The organism is Achromobacter spanius (assembly GCF_029637605.1).
Lineage (GTDB): Bacteria > Pseudomonadota > Gammaproteobacteria > Burkholderiales > Burkholderiaceae_B > Achromobacter > Achromobacter spanius_E.
The window spans coordinates 736,653-758,305 of the sequence record NZ_CP121261.1 but is presented as its reverse complement, the minus strand read 5'-3'; the positions used below and the strand labels follow the sequence as shown (position 1 = coordinate 758,305).

The window sequence follows — 21,653 nt, the reverse complement described above, 5'->3', positions numbered from 1 at the left end:
AGCACTCTGGACAAATCGTTAACAAATGAATGACATTTCCGTCACTGCTGAATCAGGGCCTGCGTGGTATTCGCGCCCCTTGGTTCGCATCCCGTATCAAGGCATCGGGCATATGGCCGATACCCGATGCCCCGGCCCCGGCACACCCTGGGACCTGCCCGCCGCAACGCGGTTTGGCTCCTACTGAACCCCCCATCTGGACCTAGCGTTCTGCCCCTATCCGGGCAAACTGGCACCAGGCCGCACCGGCACAAAGCCGGTCGCGTCGGGGCGCGGCCCATTCTCTTTCGGAGATCACCATGAACGCGATTTACCGCCTCATCCGCCGCTGCACCCTGGCCGGCCTTGCCGCCGCGCTACTGGCGGCGCCTGCCTATGCGCAGACCAAGCTGGTGGTCGGCTACCAGCTCATCGTCGGGCCCTTTCTGTCCGCCATCGCCGACGGCAGTTTCGACAAGGCCTTGAACGACGCCGGCTACCAGGTCGACTGGCGCCAGTTCACCTCGGGCGGCGACATTTCCACCGCGCTGGCCTCGGGCAATGTGCCCGTGGGCGTGCTGGGATCCACGGGCATTACGTCGGCCGCGACCCGCGGCGTGGACCTGCAACTGTTCTGGATCCTGGACAACATCGGCAAGTCCGAAGCGCTGGTGGCGCGCAATGGCTCGGGCATCAACAGCACGGCCGACCTCAAGGGCAAGCGCGTGGCGACGCCGTTTGTGTCCACCTCGCACTTCCACTTGCTGGTGGGCATGGACCAGGTCTGGAAGATCAACCCGCGCGACGTGCGCATCCTGAACATGCAGCCGCCGCAGATCGTGGCCGCCTGGCAGCGCGGCGACATCGACGCTGCCTACGTGTGGCCGCCCGCGCTGACGGAAATCGAAAAGACCGGCAAGGTCATCGCCGACTCCGAAGCCATTGGCCGCGCCAGCGTTCCCACGTTTGACGGCATCGTCGTGGACCGCGACTGGGCAGCCAAGAACCCGAAGTTCATGGCCGCCTTCACCAGCGTGCTGGCCAAGTCCTACGCCGATTACCACGCCAACGGCGCCAAGTGGACGCCCGAGTCGCCCGAGGTCAAGGGCATCGTGCGGCTGATCGGCGGCAAGCCGGACGACATCGTCAGCGCGCTCAAGCTGCTGGTGTTCCCGACCGCACAGGAACAGGCGTCGCCCACCTGGCTGGGCGGCGGCAAGGAATCGGGCGCGGTGCGGGCGCTGGACGCCAGCGCCAAGTTCCTGAAAGACCAGAAGCAGATCGACCGGGCACTGACCGACTACAGCCCGCACGTTACGGACCAGTACGCGAAGGCCGCGGCCAAGTAGCCGCGCGGTCTTTGCGCTGCACGCCCGCCTTGCCGCGGGCGTGCCGTCATAAGGGGAATCCGCATGACCCAGCCATCCCAACCCGCCGCCCTGGCCTTGCGCGCGGACCACGTCGGCGTCACCTACCCAGGCATGCATGACAGCGGCCCGGTGGTGGCACTGCACGACGTCAACCTCACCATCGAGCCCGGCGAATTCGTGGTGGCGCTGGGCGCCTCCGGCTGCGGCAAGACCACCTTGCTGAGCCTGCTTGCCGGGTTTCTGTCGCCAACCGAAGGCGAGATCACGCTGGGCGGGCGACCCATTACCGGCCCCGGCGCGGAGCGCGGCGTGGTGTTCCAGAAGCACGCGCTGCTGCCGTGGCTGAATGTGCTGGAGAACACCGAGTTCGGCCTGAAACTGCAAGGCGTGGATAAAGCCACCCGGCGCGCCCGCGCCCGCCGCAACCTGGAGCTGGTGGGCCTGCAGGACTTTCACCGCCACATGATCTACCAGTTGTCCGGCGGCATGCAGCAGCGCGTGGGCATCGCCCGCGCCCTGACCTGCGATCCCGCCATGCTGCTGATGGACGAGCCGATGGCGGCGCTGGACGCGCTAACGCGCGAAACCATTCAGGAGCTGCTGCTGGACATCTGGCGTCAGACCAACAAGATGTTTTTCTTCATTACCCATAGCGTGGAAGAGGCGCTGTTCCTGGGGTCGCGGCTGATCGTCATGTCGCCGCGCCCGGGCCGCATCACACACACCTTCACGCCGGACTTCAACCGGCGCTACCTGGAGACCCGCGATGGCCGCCGCATCAAATCCAGCCCCGATTTCATCGCCATGCGCGAGCAAGTCCTTGGCATCATCTACGGCGACGAGCTTGCCGCCCACGAGCCCGCTCATGCGTAAGGCGCGTGGCGGCCACAAGCCCGCGGCGCCCGGCAAGGTCTATGGCGCGCCCGGCGCGGGCTACAGCAGCCACATCAGCCTGATCACCACCATCGCGCTGATCGCGCTGTGGTTCCTGGCCACCAGCACGGGGTGGGTCAAGCCGCTGTTTTTGCCGTCACCCTTTGCGGTCTACGACAAGTTCATCTCGGCCATGACCGACGGCGTGGCCAATTCCACGCTGGCCGAACACGCCATGGCCAGCCTGACGCGGGTGTTCTCGGCGTTTTTCCTGGCCTGCGTAACCGCCGTGCCCATCGGCATATTGATGGGCGTGAACCGCTACGCGCGCGGCATCTTCGACCCGCCCATCGAGTTCTACCGCCCGCTGCCGCCGCTGGCCTACCTGCCGCTCATCATCATCTGGTTCGGCATCGGCGAATTTCCGAAGATCCTGCTGATCTACCTGGCCATCTTCGCGCCGATGGCGATCGCGGCGCGCGCCGGGGTGCGGTCGGTATCCATCGAACAGATCCATGCGGCCTATGCCATGGGCGGCACGCGGATGCAGATCGTCTGGCACGTGATCCTGAAAGCGGCCATGCCCGAGATCTTCACGGGGCTGCGCATCGGGATCGGCGTGGGCTGGACCACGCTGGTGGCGGCGGAAATGGTGGCCGCCGACCGCGGCCTGGGCTTCATGGTGCTGAACGCCGCGCAGTTCCTGGCCAGCGATATCGTCATCATGGGCATCATCGTGATCGGCGTGTTCGCCTTCGCGTTCGATCTGCTGGTGCGCTACGTGGAAAAATTCGCCATTCCGTGGAAGGGGCGCATCTAGATTGCCGGCAGGGCAATCCCCCATTCCGTCCCATTTTGGCGTCCTCTATTCTGGGGAGCGGATTGCGCGGCCCCCGTCTTGGGGACCCGCGCCGCCTACACAAGGAGCCGTCATGTCCAGCCAGGCCGCGATGCAAAAGCCTGTGTTGTGGGACCGCTTGTTCGAACGCGAAAGCGCGCCCAACCTCAGCCTGCAAGGGCGGGTGCGGCAGATGCTGGTGTCGGCCATACTCAGCGGGCATCTGCCGCCCGGCATGCCCGTGCCATCCAGCCGCCAGTTGGCCGACCAACTGCGCATTGCGCGCAACACCGTCGTCTTCGCCTACCAGCAACTGGTCAGCGAGGGGTATCTGGTGTCACGCGAACGCAGCGGCCATTTCGTCTGCGATTCGGTCATGGAGGGGCATTCGGGGTCGGCCAGCGAAGCGGCGGCAACCGTGTCCCCTGCTGACCACCCGCAACAGATCCGCTGGGACGAACGGCTGCGCTTTCGCCCGTCGCGCCAGCGCAATATCAGCAAGCCGCAAGACTGGCAGAAGCAGCCCTACCCCTTTGTCTACGGGCAGTTCGACCCCGACCTGTTTCCCACGGCGGAATGGCGCGAGTGCTGCATCAAGGCGCTGTCGGTGCTGGACATCCGCAGTTGGGCGCCCGACCTGATCACCCACGACGACCCCGCGCTGATCGAACAGATCCGCACGCAAGTGCTGCCGCGCCGGGGGGTATGGGCCGACGCCGAGGAAATCGTCATCACCGTCGGCGCGCAGCATGCGCTGTATCTGCTGGCCGACCTGCTGGTCAACGAAGACACGGTGGTGGGAATGGAAGACCCCGGCTACCCCGACGCCCGCAACATCTTCGCCAGCCACACGCGCCACCTGCTGCCCATGCCCGTGGACGAAGGCGGCTTGTGCACGGGCACGCACCTGCTGGGCTGCGACTATGTGTTTGTGACGCCGGGCCATCAATGCCCCACCACCGTCACGCTGTCGATGGAACGCCGCGAAACCCTGCTGGCCCTGGCACGCCAGGCCGACAGCATGATCATTGAAGACGATTTTGAAAGCGAAAGCCGCTGGGGCGAAGGCGCCATCCCGGCCTTGAAAAGCCTGGATCGCGATGGCCGCGTCATCTACGTGGGCAGCCTGGCGAAGTCGTTCGCACCCGGCTTGCGCATTGGCTATATCGTCGCGCCACGCGAGCTAACCCGCGAACTGCGCGCGCTGCGCCGGCTGATGCTGCGCCATCCTTCCGCCTACATCCAGCGTGCCTTTTCGCTATTTATTTCTCTGGGCCACCACCATTCGCTGCTGCGCAAGCAATCGCAGGCCTACCAGAAACGCGGCGCCGAACTGACCCAGGCGCTGGCCCGCCACCTGCCCGACTTCACGCCCACCCCTATCACGGGTTCGTCGTCCTGCTGGCTGCAAGGCCCACCGTGGCTGAACGCCACCGAATTATCAGAAGCCGCACTGGCCGAAGGCGTGGTGGTGGAACCCGGCGACGTCTTCTTCATGAACGGCGCCAACGCCCCCGGCAACGTCTTGCGCGTAGGCTTCACGTCGATCCGCCCGGAACTGATCGAACCGGGTATTGCAAAGCTGGCGCAAGTGGTGCGCCGATTTCGGTTGCGGGCGGCGGCTTAGGGGGCAAAGACAGGCACTACAAATGCTCATCCCGCAGGTGATACCAGCGGTACAGCAAGCCCTGCCCCAGCCGTCTGAACGGGGCGAACAGATGGCCGGGTAGCGGGGAATCGTAGATGGGCAGGTTCCACGGTGCGCCGTCCTTGCCCATCATCCGCTGGGCCAGCCGCTTGCCGGCTTGCGCGGAGAACGCTACCCCGTTGCCGCCGTAGCCGAAGGCGTAATACACCGGCTGGGCGGGGTCGGGTTGGGTGACGCGCGGCATCATGTCGTGGCTGACGTCCACCCACCCCCACCACGAATACGCCACCTCGACATCGCGTAGCGACGGAAATTTCCTGGCCAGCCCTTCGCGCAACAGCGCCAGATGGCGCGGGTGTTGCGCGTCGGCGCCGTGCAGGGCGCTGCGGCTGCCGATCTGCATGCGGCCGTCGGGCAGCAGGCGGTAGTAGAAGCGCAGCGTGCGGGTGTCGGTGATGAAGACCGTGCTTTTCAGGCCGGCGGCGGCGCGTTCGGCGTCCGTCAGCACGCGGGTGACCATGGAGTTGGACAGCACCGGCATGATGCGGTTGTCCAGCAACGGGTTCACGCCCTGCGCGGTGTAGCCACCCGTGGCGAAGGCCACGCGGCGGGCGCGCACCACGCCTGCGGGGGTGCGCAGCAGGATGGCGCCCTTGTCCACGCGCCAGCCCAGGACTGGGCTGGACGGATGCACCCTCACGCCCAGCGCACGTGCCTGGCGCAAATAGCCGTACGCCAGTTTCAAGGGGTGCACGCCCACGCCGTCGGGCTCGTGCATGGCGCCGACCGCCTCGTGGTCGTGGACGTAGCGCTCGCGCAGTTCGGCCTGGGTAAGCATCTTGGCGTCGTAGCCGAACACGTCCCGCATCACGCGCGCTTCGTTGGCCAGGAACGCCATTTTCTTCTGGCGATGCGCGGTGTACAGGTGCCCGCCCGGCTGCGCGTCGCAGTCCACTTGCGCGACCAGGCTTTTCCAATACTCGAAGCCCTCGCGGATTTCGGTGTCCAGGCGCTTGGCGGTGTCCAGCCCCCAACGGCTGATCCATTGCGACCGGTACAAGCGCCCCGAGGCATTCTGCCCCTGGCCCCCGTTGCGGCTGGTGCAGCCCCACACGGCGCGGTTGGCTTCCAAGACCAGCGCGCGCACGCCGAAGTCGCGCGCCAAGGTAAGCGCCGCCGACAGGCCGGTGAAGCCCGAGCCCACGATCACCACATCGGCATCGACGTCGCCCTGGATGGGGCCATCATCTTCGGGCGGCGCGCCGGCCGTGGCGACCCAGTAGGTGGGCGCGTAGTCCTGTCCCTGCCCGGGCGGCGACACCAGCGGGTCATAGGTGGGGTTGTAGGCGGACCGCGCGCCGGCTTCGGGCGTCGGGCGCGAAGGTTCGAAGGACATTTGGGTATCCATGCGCGTCTCACGCACGCGCGGGCAAGGCGGGGCGCTGCTTGCGGAACGCATTCTTCACGCGGATCTTGCCGTCCTGGAAGGTGAAGATGTCGACCATGTCCGCCTCTACCCGCGAGCCGTCGACGGCGGTGCCGGTGAACGTGCATTCCGACACGCCGCGATCACCCGCGACCCAATGCCGGCCGTTGTTCCATTGCGCGTCAGGAAAGTTCTTCCAGGCCGCCGCGAAGGCCGCGCGCACGGCGTCGGCGCCCGTGTGCCGGCTGCCGCAGGCGTCGGGGCCGCCCACGGTTTCGAACACGCAGTCGTCGCTCATGAAGCCCATCAGGGCATCGATATCGTGGCGGTTCCAGGCGGCCGCAAATTCGGCCAGCATGTCGACGGTGACGGTGTTTTGCATTGCCTACCCCTCTACTTGAAAGGCCGGCGCGAAGCGCGCGCGGGCGTCTGGACTCAAGGTACGTGGCGGGGGTGGCAGGGTCTAGAACCAGACGCGGGGAATCGGTTGCACCAGAACGGCGCTAACGGCAAGGCGGCGGTGGCGGGTGGTTTGAAAAAACTGAAGCTGCTGAAGTTGCTGAGGTTGCCGAGCCTGCATCAGGCGGCGCGCGCCGCCAGCATCGCGCGCGCGTGCAGCACGGCAATGGCGCAACTGTTGACGCGCGCCTGCACGGAATCGGACCGGCTGGTCAGCAGCACCGGTACGCGCGTGCCCAGCACCAGCCCGGCGGTGCCCGCGCCCGCCAGCCAGGTGAGCTCTTTGTAGAGCATGTTGCCCGCCTCGATATCCGGCGCCAGCAGAATGTCGGCGTCGCCCGCCACCCGCGACTCAATGCCCTTTTCCCGCGCCGCATCGCGCGAGATGGCGTTGTCGAACGCCAGCGGGCCATCGATATCGCCGCCCCGGATTTGCCCGCGATCGGCCATCTTGGACAAGGCCGCCGCGTCCAGCGTGGCCGGCATGGCCGGGTTGACGGATTCGGTGGCGCACAGCACCGCCACCTTGGGCCGGGCGATGCCCAGCGACTGCGCCAGGTCGATGGCGTTCTGCGCGATGTCAGCCTTTTCCATCAGCGTGGGCGCGATGTTGACCGCCGCGTCCGTCAGGATGAAGAGCTTGGCGTAGGCCTCCACTGCCATCACGAAGGCGTGGCTGATGCGCCGATTCGTGCGCAGGCCGGATTCGCGCGACACCACGGCCGCCATGAAGTTATCGCTATGCAGGCTGCCCTTCATCAGCATCTGCACCGCGCCGTCGCGCGCCAGCGCGGCCGCCGTCTGCGCGGCCAGCCGTTCATCATCGGGCGTATCGACGATGTCGAAATCCCCCGGCCTCAAGCCCGCTTGCGTCAGGCGTTCCAGCAGCTTGCGCGCCGGCCCCACCAGCACCGGCTCGATATGGCCGGCCCGTTGCGCCTGGACCGCGGCCTCAAGGCTGGATGGGGACAGGGGATACGCCACCGCCGTGCGCAGGCGCCCCGCCGACAGCGCGGCATCGCGCAGCGGCGCGAACAATCGATCGCTAGCCATATAGACCGTGCTCCCCGAGCCAGGAAACGAACGCCCGGCGCGAAGGCGCCGGGCGCAGACTCCGCCTGCGATCAGCGCCCCGCGGGAGCTATCGGCAAAGGCACCTCGCCCGCCTGGAACGGCTGGTTCACGTAAGGCTTGTACTTGTCCAGGAAGCGCACCGGCTGCTTCAGGGCGTCGCGCCGGAAGGGGTCGCCCAGTTCCTGGCTGACCATCATTTCCAGCACGGTGGTCTTGCCTTCGGATTGCGCCCGGCAGGCGGCCTGCAACGCAGCGCCCACCTGGTCCGCGTGCTCGACCCGGATGCCCTCGGCCCCCATGGCGCGCGCCAGTTCAGAAAAGTTGGGGTTCAGCAGGTTGCTGCCCACGAAACGGCGGCCGTAGAAGTCCACCTGGTTTTTCTTTTCGGCGCCCCATTGGCCGTTGTGGAAGACGACGGCGGTGACGGGAATTTTCTCGCGCACGCAGGTCAGCAGTTCCTGGAAGCTCATGCACCAGGCGCCGTCGCCCACATAGGCCACGGCCGGCCGGTCGGGGCGGCCCAGCTTGGCGCCGATCAGCGCCGGCAAGGCGTAGCCGCAGTTGCCAAAGCTCATGGCGGCCAGCATGGAGTTCGGCTCGTCAAAGCGCAGGTAGCTGTTGGACACCGAGCAGATGTTGCCGATGTCGGTGGACACCATCACATGCTTGGGCATGGCGCGTTCCAGCTCGCGCAGCATGCGCCGAGGGTGCATGCGGCCGCCGCCTTGTTCAATGATGTCCAGGCTCCATTCGTCGCGTTCATGCGACCAGCCGTCAAGCTCTGCTTCCCACGCCGCCTTCTGCGAGGCGATGTCGTCGCCGCGCGCCGCCTTGGTGCGCACGCACGCGACCTCGCGCGATGTCAGCTTGGCGGTCAGGGCGGCGGCGGCCGGCTTGGCGTCGCCGCAGATGCCCACCGACACCGGGCGCACCAGCCCCAGCATGCGGTGGTCGGCATCCACCTGGATGATGCGCGCGCCTTGGGGCCAGTAGTCCAGCCCGTGCTGGGGCAAGGTGCCGAAGGGTCCCAGGCGCGTGCCCAAGGCCAGCACCACGTCGGCCTGCGACAGCAACTTCATGCCGGCCTTGGCGCCCTGGTAGCCCAGCGGCCCGCACCACAGCGGATGGCTGGCGGGAAACGCGTCGTTGTGCAGATAGCTGGTGACGACCGGCGCGCCCAACAATTCAGCCAGCGCCACGCATTCGGCCTGGCCTTCCGAGAACAACACGCCGCCGCCGGCCACGATGACCGGGAACTTGGCCTCGGCCAACAGGCGCGCGGCCGCTTCCAGGTCTTCTTCTGAACCCGGCCCGCGCCGGATGCGGCGTGGCTCGGGGATGGCCACGTCGATTTCGCCGTAGAAATAATCGCGCGGAATGTTCAGTTGCGTCGGGCCGCGTTCGGCCAGCGCGTTGTCAAAGGCCTTGGCCGTGAATTCCGCCATGCGATCCGGCCGGTTCACGTGCGCCTGATACTTGGTGATGCGCGAAAAAATGGGCAGTTGCTCGGTTTCCTGGAAGCCGCCCAGGCCCATGCCGGCCGTGCCGGTTTCGGGCGTGATCGCCACGACGGGGCTGTGCGCCCAGTAGGCGGCGGCCACCCCGGTCACGAAATTGGTGATGCCCGGCCCGTTCTGCGCAATGCAAACGCCGTGGCGGCCGGTCACCCGCGAATAGCCGTCGGCCATGTGGGCGGCGCCTTGCTCGTGCACGGTCGGTACGAAACGAATGCCGGCGGCGGGGAACAGGTCCAGCGCGTCCATGAAGGCCGAACCGACAATGCCGAATACGTCTTTGACGCCCTGCGCGACCAGCGTTTCAACGAACGCTTCACTGGGGGTCATGTGTTGCTTGCTGCTCATGGTCTCTCTCCTGGCAGGCCGGCGCCGTGGGAGGCTTGCGGAAAGCGTGCCGGGGGCTCGCTTCGTGCTTGCATCATGGCCGGGGTGATTCGATACTGCCGGAGAAATCCCGCGTTTCCCATACCGGCGCGTTCCATTTTCTGCAAAATCCGTGCAACGCTGCCCCACCGCCGCTGAATCTTCAATTATTGAAAGATGAAAGACGAATCCTCCGCCGCCCTGCGCGCGCTGACCCTGCTGGAACAGGTGGCCCAGTCCGACGCGCCGGTGTCGCTGGCGGCGCTGACCGAGGCCACGGGCCTGCCCAAACCGTCGGTACTGCGCATCCTGACGCGCCTGGTCGACGCCGGCATGCTGCTGCGCGAGCCCGCCGGCAAAAGCTATGTCAGCGGACCACGGCTAAGCGCCCTGGCGCGCGACACCTTGCTGAATTCCCCGTTGCGGGGCGAACGCCATCGCATCCTGGACAGCCTGGTGGACGAGATCGGTGAAACCTGCAACTGCACCATGGTCGACGGCGACGAAGTCATCTACCTGGACCGCGTGGAAACCGCCTGGCCGCTGCGCGTGAACCTGCAAACCGGGTCACGCGTGCCCTTGCACTGCTCGGCCAGCGGCAAGCTGTTTCTGGCCCACATGCGGCGCGAAGCGCGCGCGCGGCTGCTGGCCGCCGCCCCCTTGCCGCGCTATACGCCCAACACGCTGTGCGACGTGGGTGAGCTGGAACAAGAGCTGCGCGCCATCCGCAAGGAAGGCGCCAGTTTCGACCGCGAAGAGTTTCTGCTGGGCATTGTGTGCATGGCGGTGCCCATTTTGCGGGGGTCGCGCGTGATTGCCGCCGTGGCGCTGCACGCGCCCGTGGCGCGCCTGTCGATTGATGGCGCGCGCGCCTGGCTGCCGCGCATGCAAGAAGCCGCCCAGGCGCTGGCCGGCACTTACGAATCAGAAGGCTAGGGCCTGGCCATGGCAGGCCTTACACTGTCGGTCGACTTTGTTTTTTCGCGGATTTTGCAATCCGCCATATTGTGACCAACACGCCCTTTTCCACCCTGCCCCTCTTGCCCACCCTGCTCGACAACCTGCAAAGCCTGGGGTTCGAGCAAATGACGCCTATCCAGGCGCAAAGCCTGCCGCTGATCCTGGAAGGCCGCGACATCATCGCGCAAGCCAAGACCGGCAGCGGCAAGACCGCGGCGTTCGGCCTGGGCGTGCTGCAAAAGCTGGACACCACCACGCTGACGCCGCAAGCCCTGCTGGTTTGCCCCACGCGCGAACTGGCTGACCAGGTCGCGCAGGAATTGCGCCGCCTGGCGCGCCTGATTCCCAACGTCAAGATCCTGACCCTGTGCGGCGGCGCGCCCGCCCGCCCCCAAGCCGAATCGCTGGCGCGCGGCGCGCACCTGGTCGTGGGTACGCCCGGCCGCATTCAAGACCACCTGGAACGCGGCAGCCTGGACCTGAACGGCCTGACCACGCTGGTGCTGGACGAAGCCGACCGCATGGTCGACATGGGCTTCTACGACGACATCGTCGCCATTGCCTCGCATTGCCCCACCAAGCGCCAGACGCTGCTGTTTTCGGCTACCTACCCGGACAACATCCGCAAGCTCAGCGCGCGGTTCCTGCGCAACCCGGCCGAAGTCAAGGTGGAAGCGCAGCACGATTCCAGCCGCATCGAACAGATCTTCTACGAAATCGACGGCAAAGACCGCCTGGACGCCGTGGCCCGCCTGCTGGCCCATTTCCGCCCGGTATCCACCTTGGCCTTCTGCAATACCAAGGTCCGCAGCCACGACCTGGTTGAACGCCTGCAGGCCGACGGCATCAGCGCGCAAGCCCTGAACGGCGATCTGGAACAACGCGAACGCGATGAAATCCTGATCCAGTTCGCCAACCAGAGCTGCGCCGTGCTGGTGGCCACCGACGTGGCCGCCCGTGGCCTGGACATCCAGAACCTGGGCGCCGTGATCAATGTGGACGTCACGAAAGACACCGAAGTGCACGTGCACCGCATCGGCCGCAGCGGCCGGGGCGACCAGAAGGGCCTGGCGCTGAGCCTGTGCTCGCCCGACGAGATGCGCTGGGCAAACCTGGTTGAGCAATACCAGGGCTCGCCCTTGAAATGGGGCGACATCAAATCGCTCAAGCCCAAGGCCGACCGCCCTCTGCGCGCGCCCATGGTCACGCTGTGCATCCAGGGCGGCAAGAAAGACAAGCTGCGCCCGGGCGACCTGCTGGGCGCCCTGACCGGCGACGGCGGGCTGACTTTTGAACAGGTGGGCAAGATCAACATCACGGAATTCAACGCCTATGTGGCGCTGGACCGCCAGATTGCCAAGCAGGTGTTTTCGCGGGTGTCCAACAGCAATATCAAGGGCCGGCGCTTCCGCATGCGCTTTCTTGAGGAATTCTGATTCCTGGCTTGACCGGATACGTTTGGGAAGGCATCGCGCGCCGGATTGCGATGCCTGCGTGATGAAAGCTTGATGATTTCGCTGGGCATTTGCAATAATGGCGCCGCTTGACGCAGCCGCCACGCTTGGCGCGCGGCGGTGTGGACTTGGAACCATGGGTTCGCGGTGGGTTCCAACGAAGCCTTGTCCCTTTTCAACCATCACAAGAGAAACTCACCATGATCAAGTCCGACGATACCGGCAAGCTGATCCTGCGCCTGACCCTTGGCATTCTGATCCTGCTTCACGGCCTGTCCAAACTGATGGGCGGCGGCGTAACGGGCATCAGCGGCATGCTGTCTTCGCATGGCCTGCCGGGCTTTCTGGCCTATGGCGTGTATGTGGGCGAAATCATCGCGCCCGTGCTGCTCATCATTGGCGTGTACACGCGCCTGGGCGCTTTGATCATCGCCATCAACATGGTGGTTGCCATTTTGCTGGCGCATACCGGCCAACTGGGCAGCCTGACCAACAACGGCGGCTGGGCGCTGGAACTGCAAGGCATGTTCCTGTTCACCGCGCTGGCGCTGGCCTTCATGGGTGCCGGCCGTTTCAGCCTGGCCGGCAACGGCGGTCGCTGGAACTGACGCCAGCCATGCGCCATCGCCGTAACGCCGCATGACGCGGCGTTACGCAACACGGGGCCGCTTATGCGGCCCCGTTGCTTTTGCGGCAAAGATTGATACCAACGACATGCGCCGTCACGCAGGCGCAAACATCGGTCACGCGAAAGCTGTTTCGGATCGATTACAAAGGCGAACCGCGGTCATCCGGTATGGCCTAATCCCTACCAGCGCATCAAGGGCGTAAGCCACGCCTGGCGCGGGTTGGGAGCATGAAAATGAAAAAGAGCCTTCTGTTGATGATGGTGATGGCCAGTTCGCTGACCGGTTGCGTCGTGGTGCCCGCCCGCCCGGCCTACTATCGCCCCGCGCCGGTCTATTACACGCCGCATTACTACTACCCCGTGTATCCCACGCCGCATTATTACCACCGTGGATATTGACCGTCGCGTTGTTGACCCTTGCGTCGTTATTGACCCTTGCGTTATTGACCGTCGCGTTATTGACCGTCCGTTGCGACGTGTTCCAGGAGCTGCCATGACGCCCTCTATCCGGATCTCCCTGCTTCGCCCCGCCGTGGCGGCCGTCACGCTGCTGACGCTATGCGCGGGCGCGATGGCGCAAACGTACGCGCCGCCTCCCGCACCCGTGGCGCCCGCCTATGACGGCGGCGACCCCGCCAGCGCCAATCTTGCCTTGGTGGACCGCAGCCCCGAGCCGCCTCCACCCCTGCCCGTCTACGTGCAGCCACCCGCGCCGGCCGATGGTTATATGTGGGTGCCCGGCTACTGGAGCCGCAATCAGTACGGCTTTTTCTGGGTGCCGGGCGCCTGGGTGCTCGCCCCCTACGCCGGCGCGCTCTGGACGCCTGGTTACTGGGGCTTCACCAATGGCCTGTACGTGTGGAACGCCGGCTATTGGGGCCCCCACGTCGGCTTTTATGGCGGCATCAACTACGGCTTTGGCTATGTGGGCCTGGGGTATGTAGGCGGCTACTGGAAGCGCGACCGCTTCTACTACAACCGCTCGGTGACCAACGTGAACGTCACGCGCGTCACCAACGTGTACAACCACACCGTGGTCGTCAACAACATCGATAACCGACGTGTCAGCTATCACGGCGGCCCCAACGGCATCCGACGCGCGGCAGACCCGCGCGAACTGGCTGCCCGCAAAGACCGCCACGCGCCGCCCACCGACATCCAACGCCGCTACGTCCGCGATGCCGGCAGCAACCGCGCGCAGTTCTACGACCACAACAAGGGCCGCCCGCCGCAAGCCTTCGTGGACCATCGCGACAACGGGCGACCCTCGCAAGGGCCACGCCCCGGTGGCGACAACAAGCGCCCCGACGTCGATCGCGGCAACAACCCAGGTCGTGGAGAACAGGCCCGAGGCCCGGGGCCGTCGCCGGGACGCGATGTATCGCAGCGGGATCAACAGCAACGCGATCAACAGCGAGATCAACAAGCCGCCTTGCAGCAATCGCGCCAACAGCAGGCGCGTGATCAGCAGGCTCGTCAGCAGCAGCAACAAGATCGACAGCAACAAGTACGCCAGCAGCAGGAGCGCGAGCAACGCCAGCAGCAAGGCCGCGAACAGCAACAGCAGCAGGCACGCCAGCAACAGGCACGGGAACACCAAGCCCGGGAGCAGCAGGCGCGTCAGCAGCAAGCGCGACAGCAACAAGCGCGCGAACAGCCCCGACAACAGGCGCAAGCGCGCCCGCAGCAAGACCGTCCGCAGCAACAAGCTCGCCCGCAGCAGGCACGCGAACATCCTCAGCAGCGCCAGCAAGGCGGCGGCGAAGGCAGGGGCGAAGGCAGGGGCGATGGCCGAGGCGGCGGCCCGAACCGCGACTGAACTGGACCCCCGGGCGCGCGCGGACTACAGTAGTCCACTTGCCGCCGACCACCGCGCGCCACGTTAATTATTGGAGACCCCCATGAAGCGCCTTGTACCTTGCCTGATGTTCTGCGGCCTGCTCGCGGCCACGTCCGCCCAGGCCGCCTTGGATGTCGGCGCACCCGCTCCAAACTTCAGCACACAGGCCTCGCTGGGCGGCAAAGTCTTCACGTTCAAGCTCAACGACGCGCTCAAGCAAGGCCCCGTCGTGCTGTATTTCTTTCCCGCCGCGTTCACGCAAGGCTGCACCATCGAAGCGCACAACTTCGCCGAAGCCACCGACGAATACAAGTCGCTGGGCGCCACCGTCATCGGCGTATCCACCGATGACATCGACACGCTGAACAAATTCTCGGTCAGCGAATGCCGTGGCAAATTCGCCGTGGCGGCAGACGGCGACGGCAAGATCATGAAGGCCTATGACGCGGTGCACGACAAGCGCCCGGAATACGCACAACGCGTGTCGTATGTGATCTCGCCAGAAGGCAAGATCCTGTATGAATTCACCGACATGAGCCCCGAATCCCACGTGGCCAACACCATGCGCGCGCTGCGCGACTGGAAGGCCAAGCAATAGGCTTCCACATACCGGCGGTCAAAAACAGGCAGCAAAAAAAAACAAGGCGCCCGAAGGCGCCTTGGCATTGAACGGAGTGGCCGGCCTAATTGAACGGCCATACCGTGGGATGCGATCCCGGCGGGCTCGACGGGCGCGTCCAGCGGGCCGGCGTGTCGGAAAAACGAGCCGCGTGGCGCACGGCCACCAGTTCGCCAAAGCCCGACGCTTCGGTATCCAACAGGCCGTCGAAACCGGGCATGCGGCAGTCCAGTCCGCCGTCCACCCTGCCCAAGCCACGCAGCCAATGCGCGGTTTGCGCAAGCGATACGCGAACGTGCCAACTGCCGCCTTCAGTCGCCTGGCGGGCCAAGGCCACCTGCGCGCCAAACGCCATCAGGTATCCCGACGCATAGTCCAGAACCTGCATGGGCAAAGGCTTGGGCGCCTGCTGGCCCGCCGCCTGCGCTTCGGCGTGGTTGAAGCCCGTGGCGGTTTGCACCAGCGAATCAAAGCCGCGGCGGTTGGCCCAAGGCCCCTCGTTTCCGTACGCGGATAGCGACACATACACAATACCCGGGCGGATACGCGCGGCGTCCTGCGGCCCAAAGCCCAGCGCATTCAGGCCGCCCGGCCGGTAACCCTGCACGAACACGTGCGCGCTGCGCAGCAGATTACCCAGCGCGATACGTCCGTCGGCCGTATCCAGGTCCGCCGTCACCGACAGCTTGCCCCGGCTGGTTTCGATGATGTTGTCGATATTGGGCAATTGGGGTGAATTCACCAACATCACGTCGGCGCCATAGGCAGCCAGCGTGCGGCCACAGACGGGGCCGGCGATGATGCGTGTCAGGTCCAGCACCCGGATGTCTTTCAGCGGCCGCGCGTCATTGCCGTACTTGGGCAAGGGCCGGGGGTCGGCCTCGCCGATGCGTTCGACCGTCAGCAAGGGCTGGGCGGCAACGGCCTGGCCCTGCGGGTGCCGGTCCCATTCGTCAAAGGTGCGCATGGCGGACACCACCATGCCTGCATCGGCGGCCACCTGTTCAAAGTCCAGCGCTTTCCAGCGGCTCAATGCCGCTTCCACCGTTTCGCGCGTGGTGCCTTCGCCCGTGGGGCAACCCAAGAGCGCCAGCGCGCCGTCGCGGTGATGCGCAAAGTTGGCATGGATGCGCACCCAGCCTCCGTCGCCACAGCGGTACAGGCCGCTGATGGGGTCCCAGATGTTGGGCGTGACGCCGTTGATCGTGAAGTGGCCGCGGCATTCCTGTGCGGCGTGCAACATGTCGACGCTGACCTGCTGGCGCGGTCCGCCGCGTAGATGCCAGAGCTCGGCCGCGGCCAGCGCCGCTGCCGCCATGCTGGTTTGGGCGGCGGTGCCCACCGCGAACGAAGACGGAAACACGGGATCGGAGCCCGTCAGCGACACGTGATCCAGTGACTCGCCCGGCAAATCAAGTGAACGCCACAAGTCCTGCAGGGCGTCGCGAGGGGTCGTGCCGGCGGATGTGCGTCCTCGTAGAAAGGACGGGCGAAGGTCCATCAGATTTCCCATAGCGTTCAATTTTTTTTGGTCGTTGAACCGATTACATGGCGACGGCCCCAGCGCGTCAATACAAACCTTGGGGCAGCGTGTTTCACGGTTTGACGGCTATTGGGGCCCTAGCGGGTGCGGCACCGGGTGCGCCACCCATACGGCTCCGTCACATCTACTCGTAGTTTTTACATCGTCTTCCAGACCACAGGCCAATATAGAATGCCAGCCTCGACGGTCAGCCGTGCTGTCCGCCCTTTTTTTGCCCTGGACCCGCCATCCATGAATACCCTGCTCTGGCTGCGCACCGACCTGCGCATGCACGACAACCCCGCGTTGGCCGCCGCCGCCGAAAACGGCACGGTGACCGCCCTGTTCCTGGCCGCGCCCGAGCAATGGCGCCAGCATGGCGACGCGCCGGCCAAGGTGGACTTCTGGCTGCGCAACCTGCACGAACTGTCGCGCAGCCTGGGCGAGCGTGGCATTCCCCTGAAGCTGCTGACCGTGGCCGACTGGAGCCAGGCGCCCGCCGCCATCGCCGCCTTCTGCCAGGCGCACGACATCTCTCAAGTGCACGCCAATACCGAATGGGCCATCAACGAACGCCGCCGCGATGCAGCGGTGGCGGGCGCACTGGAGGCGATCGGGGTGGACTGGACGCTGCATCACGGAGCCACACTGCTGCGGCCCGGCACCGTGCAAACCGGCAAAGGTGAGTGCTATCGCGTCTACACGCCGTATGCGCGCACCTGCCGTGAGCGCCTGCGCACGGCGCCCATCGCCGCCCTGCCCGCTCCCCGCGCGCAGACCCCGCCCGACTGGCGGGCGGACCCCTTGCCCGACGCCTTCGAGGGCTTTGCTCTGCCCAGCGACGCGGTGCGGGCGCTGTGGCCCGCGGGCGAAACGGCGGCCGGCGACAGGCTGGACGCCTTTACCGACGGCGTCATCGATGCCTACAAGGATGAACGCGATTTTCCGTCGCTACCCGCCACCAGTTGCCTGTCGCCCTATCTGGCGGCGGGCGTGCTGTCCCCCGGCCAGGCGCTACGCGCGGCGCTGGCCGCCAATCATGGCGAGCTGGACAGCGGCAAGGCGGGCGCGGCGACGTGGATCAACGAACTGCTGTGGCGCGAGTTCTACCAGCATCTGCTGGCCGCTTATCCGTCGCTGTCCATGCACCAGCCCATGAAGCCCGAAACCGCCGCCGTGCCGTGGCGCGACGCACCCGACGACCTGCGCGCCTGGCAGCAAGGCCAGACCGGCATTCCCATCGTTGACGCGGCCATGCGCCAGTTGCTGACGCTGGGCTGGATGCACAACCGGCTGCGCATGGTGACGGCCATGTTCCTGTCGAAGAATCTGCTGATTGATTGGCGGCTGGGCGAAGCCTGGTTCATGGCGCATCTGGTTGACGGCGACCTGGCGGCCAACAACGGCGGCTGGCAATGGAGTGCATCCACGGGCGCCGACGCGGTGCCGTACTTCCGCGTGTTCAACCCCTTGTCGCAATCCAAGCGCTTTGATGCGCGCGGCGTGTTCCTGCGTGAATGGCTGCCTGAACTGGCGCACCTGGACGACAAGGCCATCCACGACCCCAGCCCCATGGAGCGCGCGGCGGCTGGGTACCCCTCGCCCATCGTGGACCTGGCGCAAAGCAGGTTGCGGGCACTGGAAGCCTTCGGCAATTTGCCGGCTGCGTGATCGCGGGGGCCCGGGGCGGCCCCATGGCTCCAAGGGTTCGCTCAGGTGGTTCGCTTATCGTCGGGCCTCACGGCCCCCATCAGGATTGCGCCGCCGCCTGCTTGTCCAGGCGCCGGACGAACACCTGTATTTCCTTTTCCACCTGCTTGTCGCCACGCGCCTGCGCCGCCGCCAGGCCGCTGTTCCAGGCGGCGCGCGCGCCGTCCTGGTCGCCCAGCCCCAGGCAGGCCTTGCCCAGCCATTTCCACGCCACCGAATAGGCGGGATCAAAAGCCAGCGCCGCGCGAAGGTGGGTTTCTGCCTCGCGGAAGCAGTCCTGTTCGGCATAGGCCTTGCCCAGCGAGAACCGCAACAACATGTTGTCGGTGCCCTTGGCCAGCATTGCCTCCAGGCGTTCGATCATTCCTTCCATCACTACGCTCCTATTGCTTGCCGCCCCGGCTTGCCGCCTTGGCTGGCACCCACCGCTTGCAGACTTGCACAGCGGCAATGATAGGACGGCACGCCGGCCGGCCGGGGTAATGGCCCCATCGCCCGCCCGGATAAGCACCGACGCGACAACAAGCGGTTTCCTTGCGTTTCAACGCGCCCCGTCCGGGAATGTTCGGGGGGATTATCGTGTCAGACGTTTTGTCGCCCTAAAGAGGTTTGCTTCATGACGCGATTGCGAACAGCGCTGTTGAAAGCCCTGCCCATGCTGTGCCTGGCGCTGGGAGCCGCTGCCCATGCTCAGCCCGCCGAGCACGACGTTGCCTTGCTCAACCGCGTGACCTGGGGCGCAACGCCGGCGGAACTTGCCCGCTTCCACGAGATGGGAGCCCAGCGCTATCTGCAAGCCCAACTGCACCCTGACGCCAAGGCGCAACTGCCTGCCCCGGTGCAGCAAGGGATCGACGCCTTGTCCATCAACCGCCAGTCTGAACAAGAGGCGCAGGCCCTGCAGCGCAACATGCGCCAAGAGGCCCGCAAGCTCGACCCCGAAGCCAAGCTGAAGGCGCAACGCGCGGCGCGCGCCATTTCGCGGCAACGCGCCGACGACACCGCCCAGCGCGCGGTCTGGCGCGCGCTGTATTCGCCCAACCAATTGCAGGAACAAATGACCTGGTTCTGGATGAACCACTTCAACGTGTTCGCGGGCAAGGGTGACGTCGGCACCTATCTGGCGCAGTACGAAGACCGCGCCATCCGCCCGCACGCGCTGGGTAATTTTCGCGACATGCTGCGGGCCACCGTCCGCTCTCCGGCCATGCTGGTGTACCTGGACAACACCCGCAATATCGCAGGGCATATCAACGAGAACTACGCGCGCGAACTCATGGAACTGCACACCCTGGGCGTCAACGGCGGCTATACGCAGGGCGACGTCCAGGAACTGGCGCGCATTCTGACGGGCCTGGGTGTACACAACAGCAACAAGGCACCCAAGACCAAGCCCGCGCTGCGCGGCGATCTGGTGCAAGACGGCTTGTTCCTCTTCAACCCGGCGCGCCATGACCATGGCGACAAGGTATTCCTGGGACACAAGATTCGCGGTGGCGGGCTGGCGGAAGTGGATCAGGCCATCGACCTGCTGGCGCGCCACCCTGCCACGGCGCGTCACGTCAGCGCCAAATTGGCGGCCTACTTTGTGGGCGAATCGCCGCCGGCCGCGCTGGTCGATCGCATGGCCAAGACGTTTCTGGCGCAAGACGGCGACATCGCGGCCACACTGCAAACCTTGTTTGCGTCGCCGGAGTTCAAGCGGTCCCTGAAGACGGGCGTGTTCAAGGACCCGGTTCATTATGTGTATTCGTCGTTGCGGCTGACCTACGCCAACCTGCCCCCCATCCGCAACCCCAAGGCCGCGCTGTCGATGCTGCGCCAGATGGGGCAAGGCTTGTATCAACGCCAGACACCCGACGGCTACCCGATGTCGCAGTCGGACTGGTCAGGTTCCGGGCAGATGACGCAGCGTTTTGAAATTGCCCGCGGCATTGCCGGCGCTCCCCAGGTTTTCTATCGGACCATCGACGCCGACGCGCCGGCTGATCCGCCCAGGCCGGTTGAACTACCCAAGATTCCCAGGCTGCTCGACGCCGCCCAAGAGCTGTTCCCGCACTTGTCGACGGCCACGCGCGATGCGATCGGCCAGGCCGGCAAGCCCGTGGATGCCAACACCTACCTGCTGGCCTCGCCAGAGTTCATGCGCCGCTAGGAGAATACCCATGGACCGCCGCCGCTTGCTTCAAATGATGGCCGCCGCGCCCTTGGCGCTGGGGGGCAGCCGACTGTACGCGGCGCCCGCCGCCTCGGGCAACCGCTTGCTGATTGTGTTCATGCGCGGGGCTTACGACGCTGCCAGCCTGCTGGTGCCCACGTCCAGCGACTTCTATTACGAAGCGCGCCCCAGCATCGCCATCGGCCGGCCAGGCTCGGGCGATGGCGCCGCGCTGCCCCTGGCCGACGGCTGGGGCCTGCACCCCGCGTTGGCAGACAGCCTGCTGCCCTTCTATCGCAACAAGCAACTGGCCTTCGTGCCCTTCGCGGGCACCGACGACCTGAGCCGCAGCCATTTTGAAACCCAGAATGGTATTGAGCTGGGTCGCGGCGCAAAGCAAGACGGCAATTACCGGTCGGGGTTCCTGAATCGCCTGGCCACCACCTTGGACGCGGCGAGCACGGCGCGCGCCCTGCCGGCGGCATTCACGTCGGAAGTGCCGCAGATTTTCAGGGGCGAGACGCGCGTGCCCAATGTTGATCTGGGCGGGGCAAATCGGAAATCGCGTCTGAGCGCGGCCGACAACCGCGCCATCGCCGCCATGTACCGCAACACGGACCTGCATGCTTCCGTGGACGAAGGCCAGCGCATCATGGGCGCCACGCGCCAGGAGCTGGAAGCCGAGATGCAGGCCGCCAATGGCAACGCGGTATCCACTGACAAGCTGGAAAAGGAAATCCGCCGCATCGCCCGCTTCATGACCAACCGCTACAACCTGGGCTTTGTCGACGTGGGCGGGTGGGATACCCACGTCGGCCAGGGGGCCGCCACCGGCGCATTGGCTGGCCGCTTCGGGCAGCTTGGCCGCGCGCTGGCCGCTTATGCCGATGCCATGGGGTCGGCCTGGGCGCAGACCACCGTGGTCGTCATCAGCGAATTCGGCCGTACGTTCCGCGAAAACGGCAACAAGGGAACCGACCACGGCCACGGCACGGTGTATTGGGTGATGGGTGGAAATGTGCAAGGCGGACGCATTGCGGGGCGGCAGGTGCCGGTCAGGCACGACACCCTGTTCCAGGATCGCGACTACCCGGTGCTGAACGAATACCGCGCCGTCTTCGCCGGGCTGTTTTCGCGCCTGTACGGCCTGGACCCAGCGCGCCTGGCACGGGTGTTTCCGGGTGTGGCGCCGATAGACCTAGGACTAGTCTGATA

Annotated in this window: 19 protein-coding genes; 13 read left to right on the top strand and 6 right to left on the bottom strand. The window is 65.9% G+C overall.

Going from position 1 to position 21,653, the window contains the following annotated elements; genetic code table 11:
- Positions 1-299 precede the first annotated feature (299 nt).
- The 4 genes from tauA to P8T11_RS03430 all read left to right on the top strand — a co-directional run bounded on the left by tauA (position 300) and on the right by P8T11_RS03430 (position 4,687).
- Positions 300-1,328 (top strand): taurine ABC transporter substrate-binding protein, encoded by a 1,029-nt coding sequence (gene tauA / locus P8T11_RS03445; protein ID WP_268078279.1) that lies wholly within the window; start codon positions 300-302, stop codon positions 1,326-1,328.
- Positions 1,329-1,391: 63 nt separating this feature from the next.
- The gene (locus tag P8T11_RS03440) at positions 1,392-2,222 is read left to right on the top strand and encodes a taurine ABC transporter ATP-binding protein (RefSeq protein ID WP_268078280.1); all 831 of its coding nucleotides are present in this window, start codon (positions 1,392-1,394) and stop codon (positions 2,220-2,222) included.
- Positions 2,215-3,042: an ABC transporter permease subunit gene (locus tag P8T11_RS03435; RefSeq protein WP_268078281.1), complete on the top strand. Its 828-nt coding sequence runs from the start codon at positions 2,215-2,217 to the stop codon at positions 3,040-3,042. Before P8T11_RS03440 ends, P8T11_RS03435 begins: the two co-directional genes overlap by 8 nt.
- A gap of 112 nt (positions 3,043-3,154) precedes the next feature.
- The gene (locus P8T11_RS03430) at positions 3,155-4,687 is read left to right on the top strand and encodes a PLP-dependent aminotransferase family protein (protein WP_268078283.1); all 1,533 of its coding nucleotides are present in this window, start codon (positions 3,155-3,157) and stop codon (positions 4,685-4,687) included.
- A 16-nt stretch (positions 4,688-4,703) separates the two neighbouring features.
- Here P8T11_RS03430 and P8T11_RS03425 read toward each other — a convergent pair whose 3' ends face one another.
- From P8T11_RS03425 to xsc, 4 genes are all read right to left on the bottom strand, one after another.
- Positions 4,704-6,116 (bottom strand): NAD(P)/FAD-dependent oxidoreductase, encoded by a 1,413-nt coding sequence (locus tag P8T11_RS03425; RefSeq protein ID WP_268078286.1) that lies wholly within the window; start codon positions 6,114-6,116, stop codon positions 4,704-4,706.
- Positions 6,117-6,123: 7 nt separating this feature from the next.
- On the bottom strand, positions 6,124-6,516 hold the full coding sequence (locus P8T11_RS03420) for a nuclear transport factor 2 family protein (RefSeq protein ID WP_268078287.1): 393 nt from the start codon (positions 6,514-6,516) through the stop codon (positions 6,124-6,126).
- 197 nt (positions 6,517-6,713) lie between these two features.
- Positions 6,714-7,646, bottom strand: a complete 933-nt coding sequence (locus P8T11_RS03415; RefSeq protein WP_268078289.1) for a bifunctional enoyl-CoA hydratase/phosphate acetyltransferase — start codon at positions 7,644-7,646, stop codon at positions 6,714-6,716.
- Between the two features lie 71 nt (positions 7,647-7,717).
- Complete coding sequence (xsc, locus tag P8T11_RS03410; protein WP_268078291.1) at positions 7,718-9,529, bottom strand: sulfoacetaldehyde acetyltransferase; 1,812 nt, start codon at positions 9,527-9,529, stop codon at positions 7,718-7,720.
- Between the two features lie 195 nt (positions 9,530-9,724).
- On the opposite strand from xsc, the gene P8T11_RS03405 reads away from it, so the two are divergent.
- The 6 genes from P8T11_RS03405 to P8T11_RS03380 all read left to right on the top strand — a co-directional run bounded on the left by P8T11_RS03405 (position 9,725) and on the right by P8T11_RS03380 (position 15,027).
- On the top strand, positions 9,725-10,483 hold the full coding sequence (locus tag P8T11_RS03405) for an IclR family transcriptional regulator (RefSeq protein ID WP_268078293.1): 759 nt from the start codon (positions 9,725-9,727) through the stop codon (positions 10,481-10,483).
- 71 nt (positions 10,484-10,554) lie between these two features.
- The gene (gene dbpA / locus P8T11_RS03400) at positions 10,555-11,943 is read left to right on the top strand and encodes an ATP-dependent RNA helicase DbpA (RefSeq protein ID WP_268078295.1); all 1,389 of its coding nucleotides are present in this window, start codon (positions 10,555-10,557) and stop codon (positions 11,941-11,943) included.
- A gap of 218 nt (positions 11,944-12,161) precedes the next feature.
- On the top strand, positions 12,162-12,569 hold the full coding sequence (locus P8T11_RS03395) for a DoxX family protein (RefSeq protein WP_268078297.1): 408 nt from the start codon (positions 12,162-12,164) through the stop codon (positions 12,567-12,569).
- Positions 12,570-12,823: 254 nt separating this feature from the next.
- A complete protein-coding gene (locus P8T11_RS03390) occupies positions 12,824-12,988 on the top strand; it encodes a hypothetical protein (protein ID WP_268078300.1) in 165 nt (54 codons plus the stop codon).
- A gap of 94 nt (positions 12,989-13,082) precedes the next feature.
- Positions 13,083-14,408: an adenylate cyclase gene (locus tag P8T11_RS03385; RefSeq protein ID WP_268078303.1), complete on the top strand. Its 1,326-nt coding sequence runs from the start codon at positions 13,083-13,085 to the stop codon at positions 14,406-14,408.
- Positions 14,409-14,490: 82 nt separating this feature from the next.
- Entirely contained in the window at positions 14,491-15,027 is a 537-nt protein-coding gene (locus P8T11_RS03380; protein WP_268078305.1) for a peroxiredoxin, read from the top strand.
- A gap of 85 nt (positions 15,028-15,112) precedes the next feature.
- Here P8T11_RS03380 and P8T11_RS03375 read toward each other — a convergent pair whose 3' ends face one another.
- Positions 15,113-16,561 (bottom strand): CoA transferase, encoded by a 1,449-nt coding sequence (locus P8T11_RS03375; protein WP_268078307.1) that lies wholly within the window; start codon positions 16,559-16,561, stop codon positions 15,113-15,115.
- Between the two features lie 261 nt (positions 16,562-16,822).
- Between P8T11_RS03375 and phrB the strand changes: the two genes are divergently transcribed.
- A complete protein-coding gene (gene phrB / locus P8T11_RS03370) occupies positions 16,823-18,241 on the top strand; it encodes a deoxyribodipyrimidine photo-lyase (protein ID WP_268078309.1) in 1,419 nt (472 codons plus the stop codon).
- 79 nt (positions 18,242-18,320) lie between these two features.
- Here phrB and P8T11_RS03365 read toward each other — a convergent pair whose 3' ends face one another.
- Complete coding sequence (locus tag P8T11_RS03365; RefSeq protein ID WP_268078312.1) at positions 18,321-18,653, bottom strand: hypothetical protein; 333 nt, start codon at positions 18,651-18,653, stop codon at positions 18,321-18,323.
- Positions 18,654-18,896: 243 nt separating this feature from the next.
- On the opposite strand from P8T11_RS03365, the gene P8T11_RS03360 reads away from it, so the two are divergent.
- Complete coding sequence (locus tag P8T11_RS03360) at positions 18,897-20,435, top strand: DUF1800 domain-containing protein (RefSeq protein WP_268078314.1); 1,539 nt, start codon at positions 18,897-18,899, stop codon at positions 20,433-20,435.
- Between the two features lie 10 nt (positions 20,436-20,445).
- The gene (locus P8T11_RS03355; RefSeq protein WP_268078316.1) at positions 20,446-21,651 is read left to right on the top strand and encodes a DUF1501 domain-containing protein; all 1,206 of its coding nucleotides are present in this window, start codon (positions 20,446-20,448) and stop codon (positions 21,649-21,651) included.
- Positions 21,652-21,653 lie beyond the last annotated feature (2 nt).

Bases quoted from the DNA above. Each gene is read 5' to 3' on its own strand.
- P8T11_RS03385 (WP_268078303.1), top strand. From the start codon at position 13,083: ATGACGCCCTCTATCCGGATCTCCCTGCTTCGCCCCGCCGTGGCGGCC.
- P8T11_RS03380 (WP_268078305.1), top strand. From the start codon at position 14,491: ATGAAGCGCCTTGTACCTTGCCTGATGTTCTGCGGCCTGCTCGCGGCC.
- P8T11_RS03375 (WP_268078307.1), bottom strand. From the start codon at position 16,561: ATGGGAAATCTGATGGACCTTCGCCCGTCCTTTCTACGAGGACGCACA.
- P8T11_RS03430 (WP_268078283.1), top strand. From the start codon at position 3,155: ATGTCCAGCCAGGCCGCGATGCAAAAGCCTGTGTTGTGGGACCGCTTG.
- P8T11_RS03435 (WP_268078281.1), top strand. From the start codon at position 2,215: ATGCGTAAGGCGCGTGGCGGCCACAAGCCCGCGGCGCCCGGCAAGGTC.
- P8T11_RS03395 (WP_268078297.1), top strand. From the start codon at position 12,162: ATGATCAAGTCCGACGATACCGGCAAGCTGATCCTGCGCCTGACCCTT.
- P8T11_RS03390 (WP_268078300.1), top strand. From the start codon at position 12,824: ATGAAAAAGAGCCTTCTGTTGATGATGGTGATGGCCAGTTCGCTGACC.
- P8T11_RS03440 (WP_268078280.1), top strand. From the start codon at position 1,392: ATGACCCAGCCATCCCAACCCGCCGCCCTGGCCTTGCGCGCGGACCAC.
- xsc (WP_268078291.1), bottom strand. From the start codon at position 9,529: ATGAGCAGCAAGCAACACATGACCCCCAGTGAAGCGTTCGTTGAAACG.
- P8T11_RS03420 (WP_268078287.1), bottom strand. From the start codon at position 6,516: ATGCAAAACACCGTCACCGTCGACATGCTGGCCGAATTTGCGGCCGCC.
- P8T11_RS03365 (WP_268078312.1), bottom strand. From the start codon at position 18,653: ATGGAAGGAATGATCGAACGCCTGGAGGCAATGCTGGCCAAGGGCACC.
- P8T11_RS03355 (WP_268078316.1), top strand. From the start codon at position 20,446: ATGGACCGCCGCCGCTTGCTTCAAATGATGGCCGCCGCGCCCTTGGCG.
- P8T11_RS03425 (WP_268078286.1), bottom strand. From the start codon at position 6,116: ATGGATACCCAAATGTCCTTCGAACCTTCGCGCCCGACGCCCGAAGCC.
- phrB (WP_268078309.1), top strand. From the start codon at position 16,823: ATGAATACCCTGCTCTGGCTGCGCACCGACCTGCGCATGCACGACAAC.
- P8T11_RS03415 (WP_268078289.1), bottom strand. From the start codon at position 7,646: ATGGCTAGCGATCGATTGTTCGCGCCGCTGCGCGATGCCGCGCTGTCG.
- P8T11_RS03405 (WP_268078293.1), top strand. From the start codon at position 9,725: ATGAAAGACGAATCCTCCGCCGCCCTGCGCGCGCTGACCCTGCTGGAA.
- P8T11_RS03360 (WP_268078314.1), top strand. From the start codon at position 18,897: ATGACGCGATTGCGAACAGCGCTGTTGAAAGCCCTGCCCATGCTGTGC.
- tauA (WP_268078279.1), top strand. From the start codon at position 300: ATGAACGCGATTTACCGCCTCATCCGCCGCTGCACCCTGGCCGGCCTT.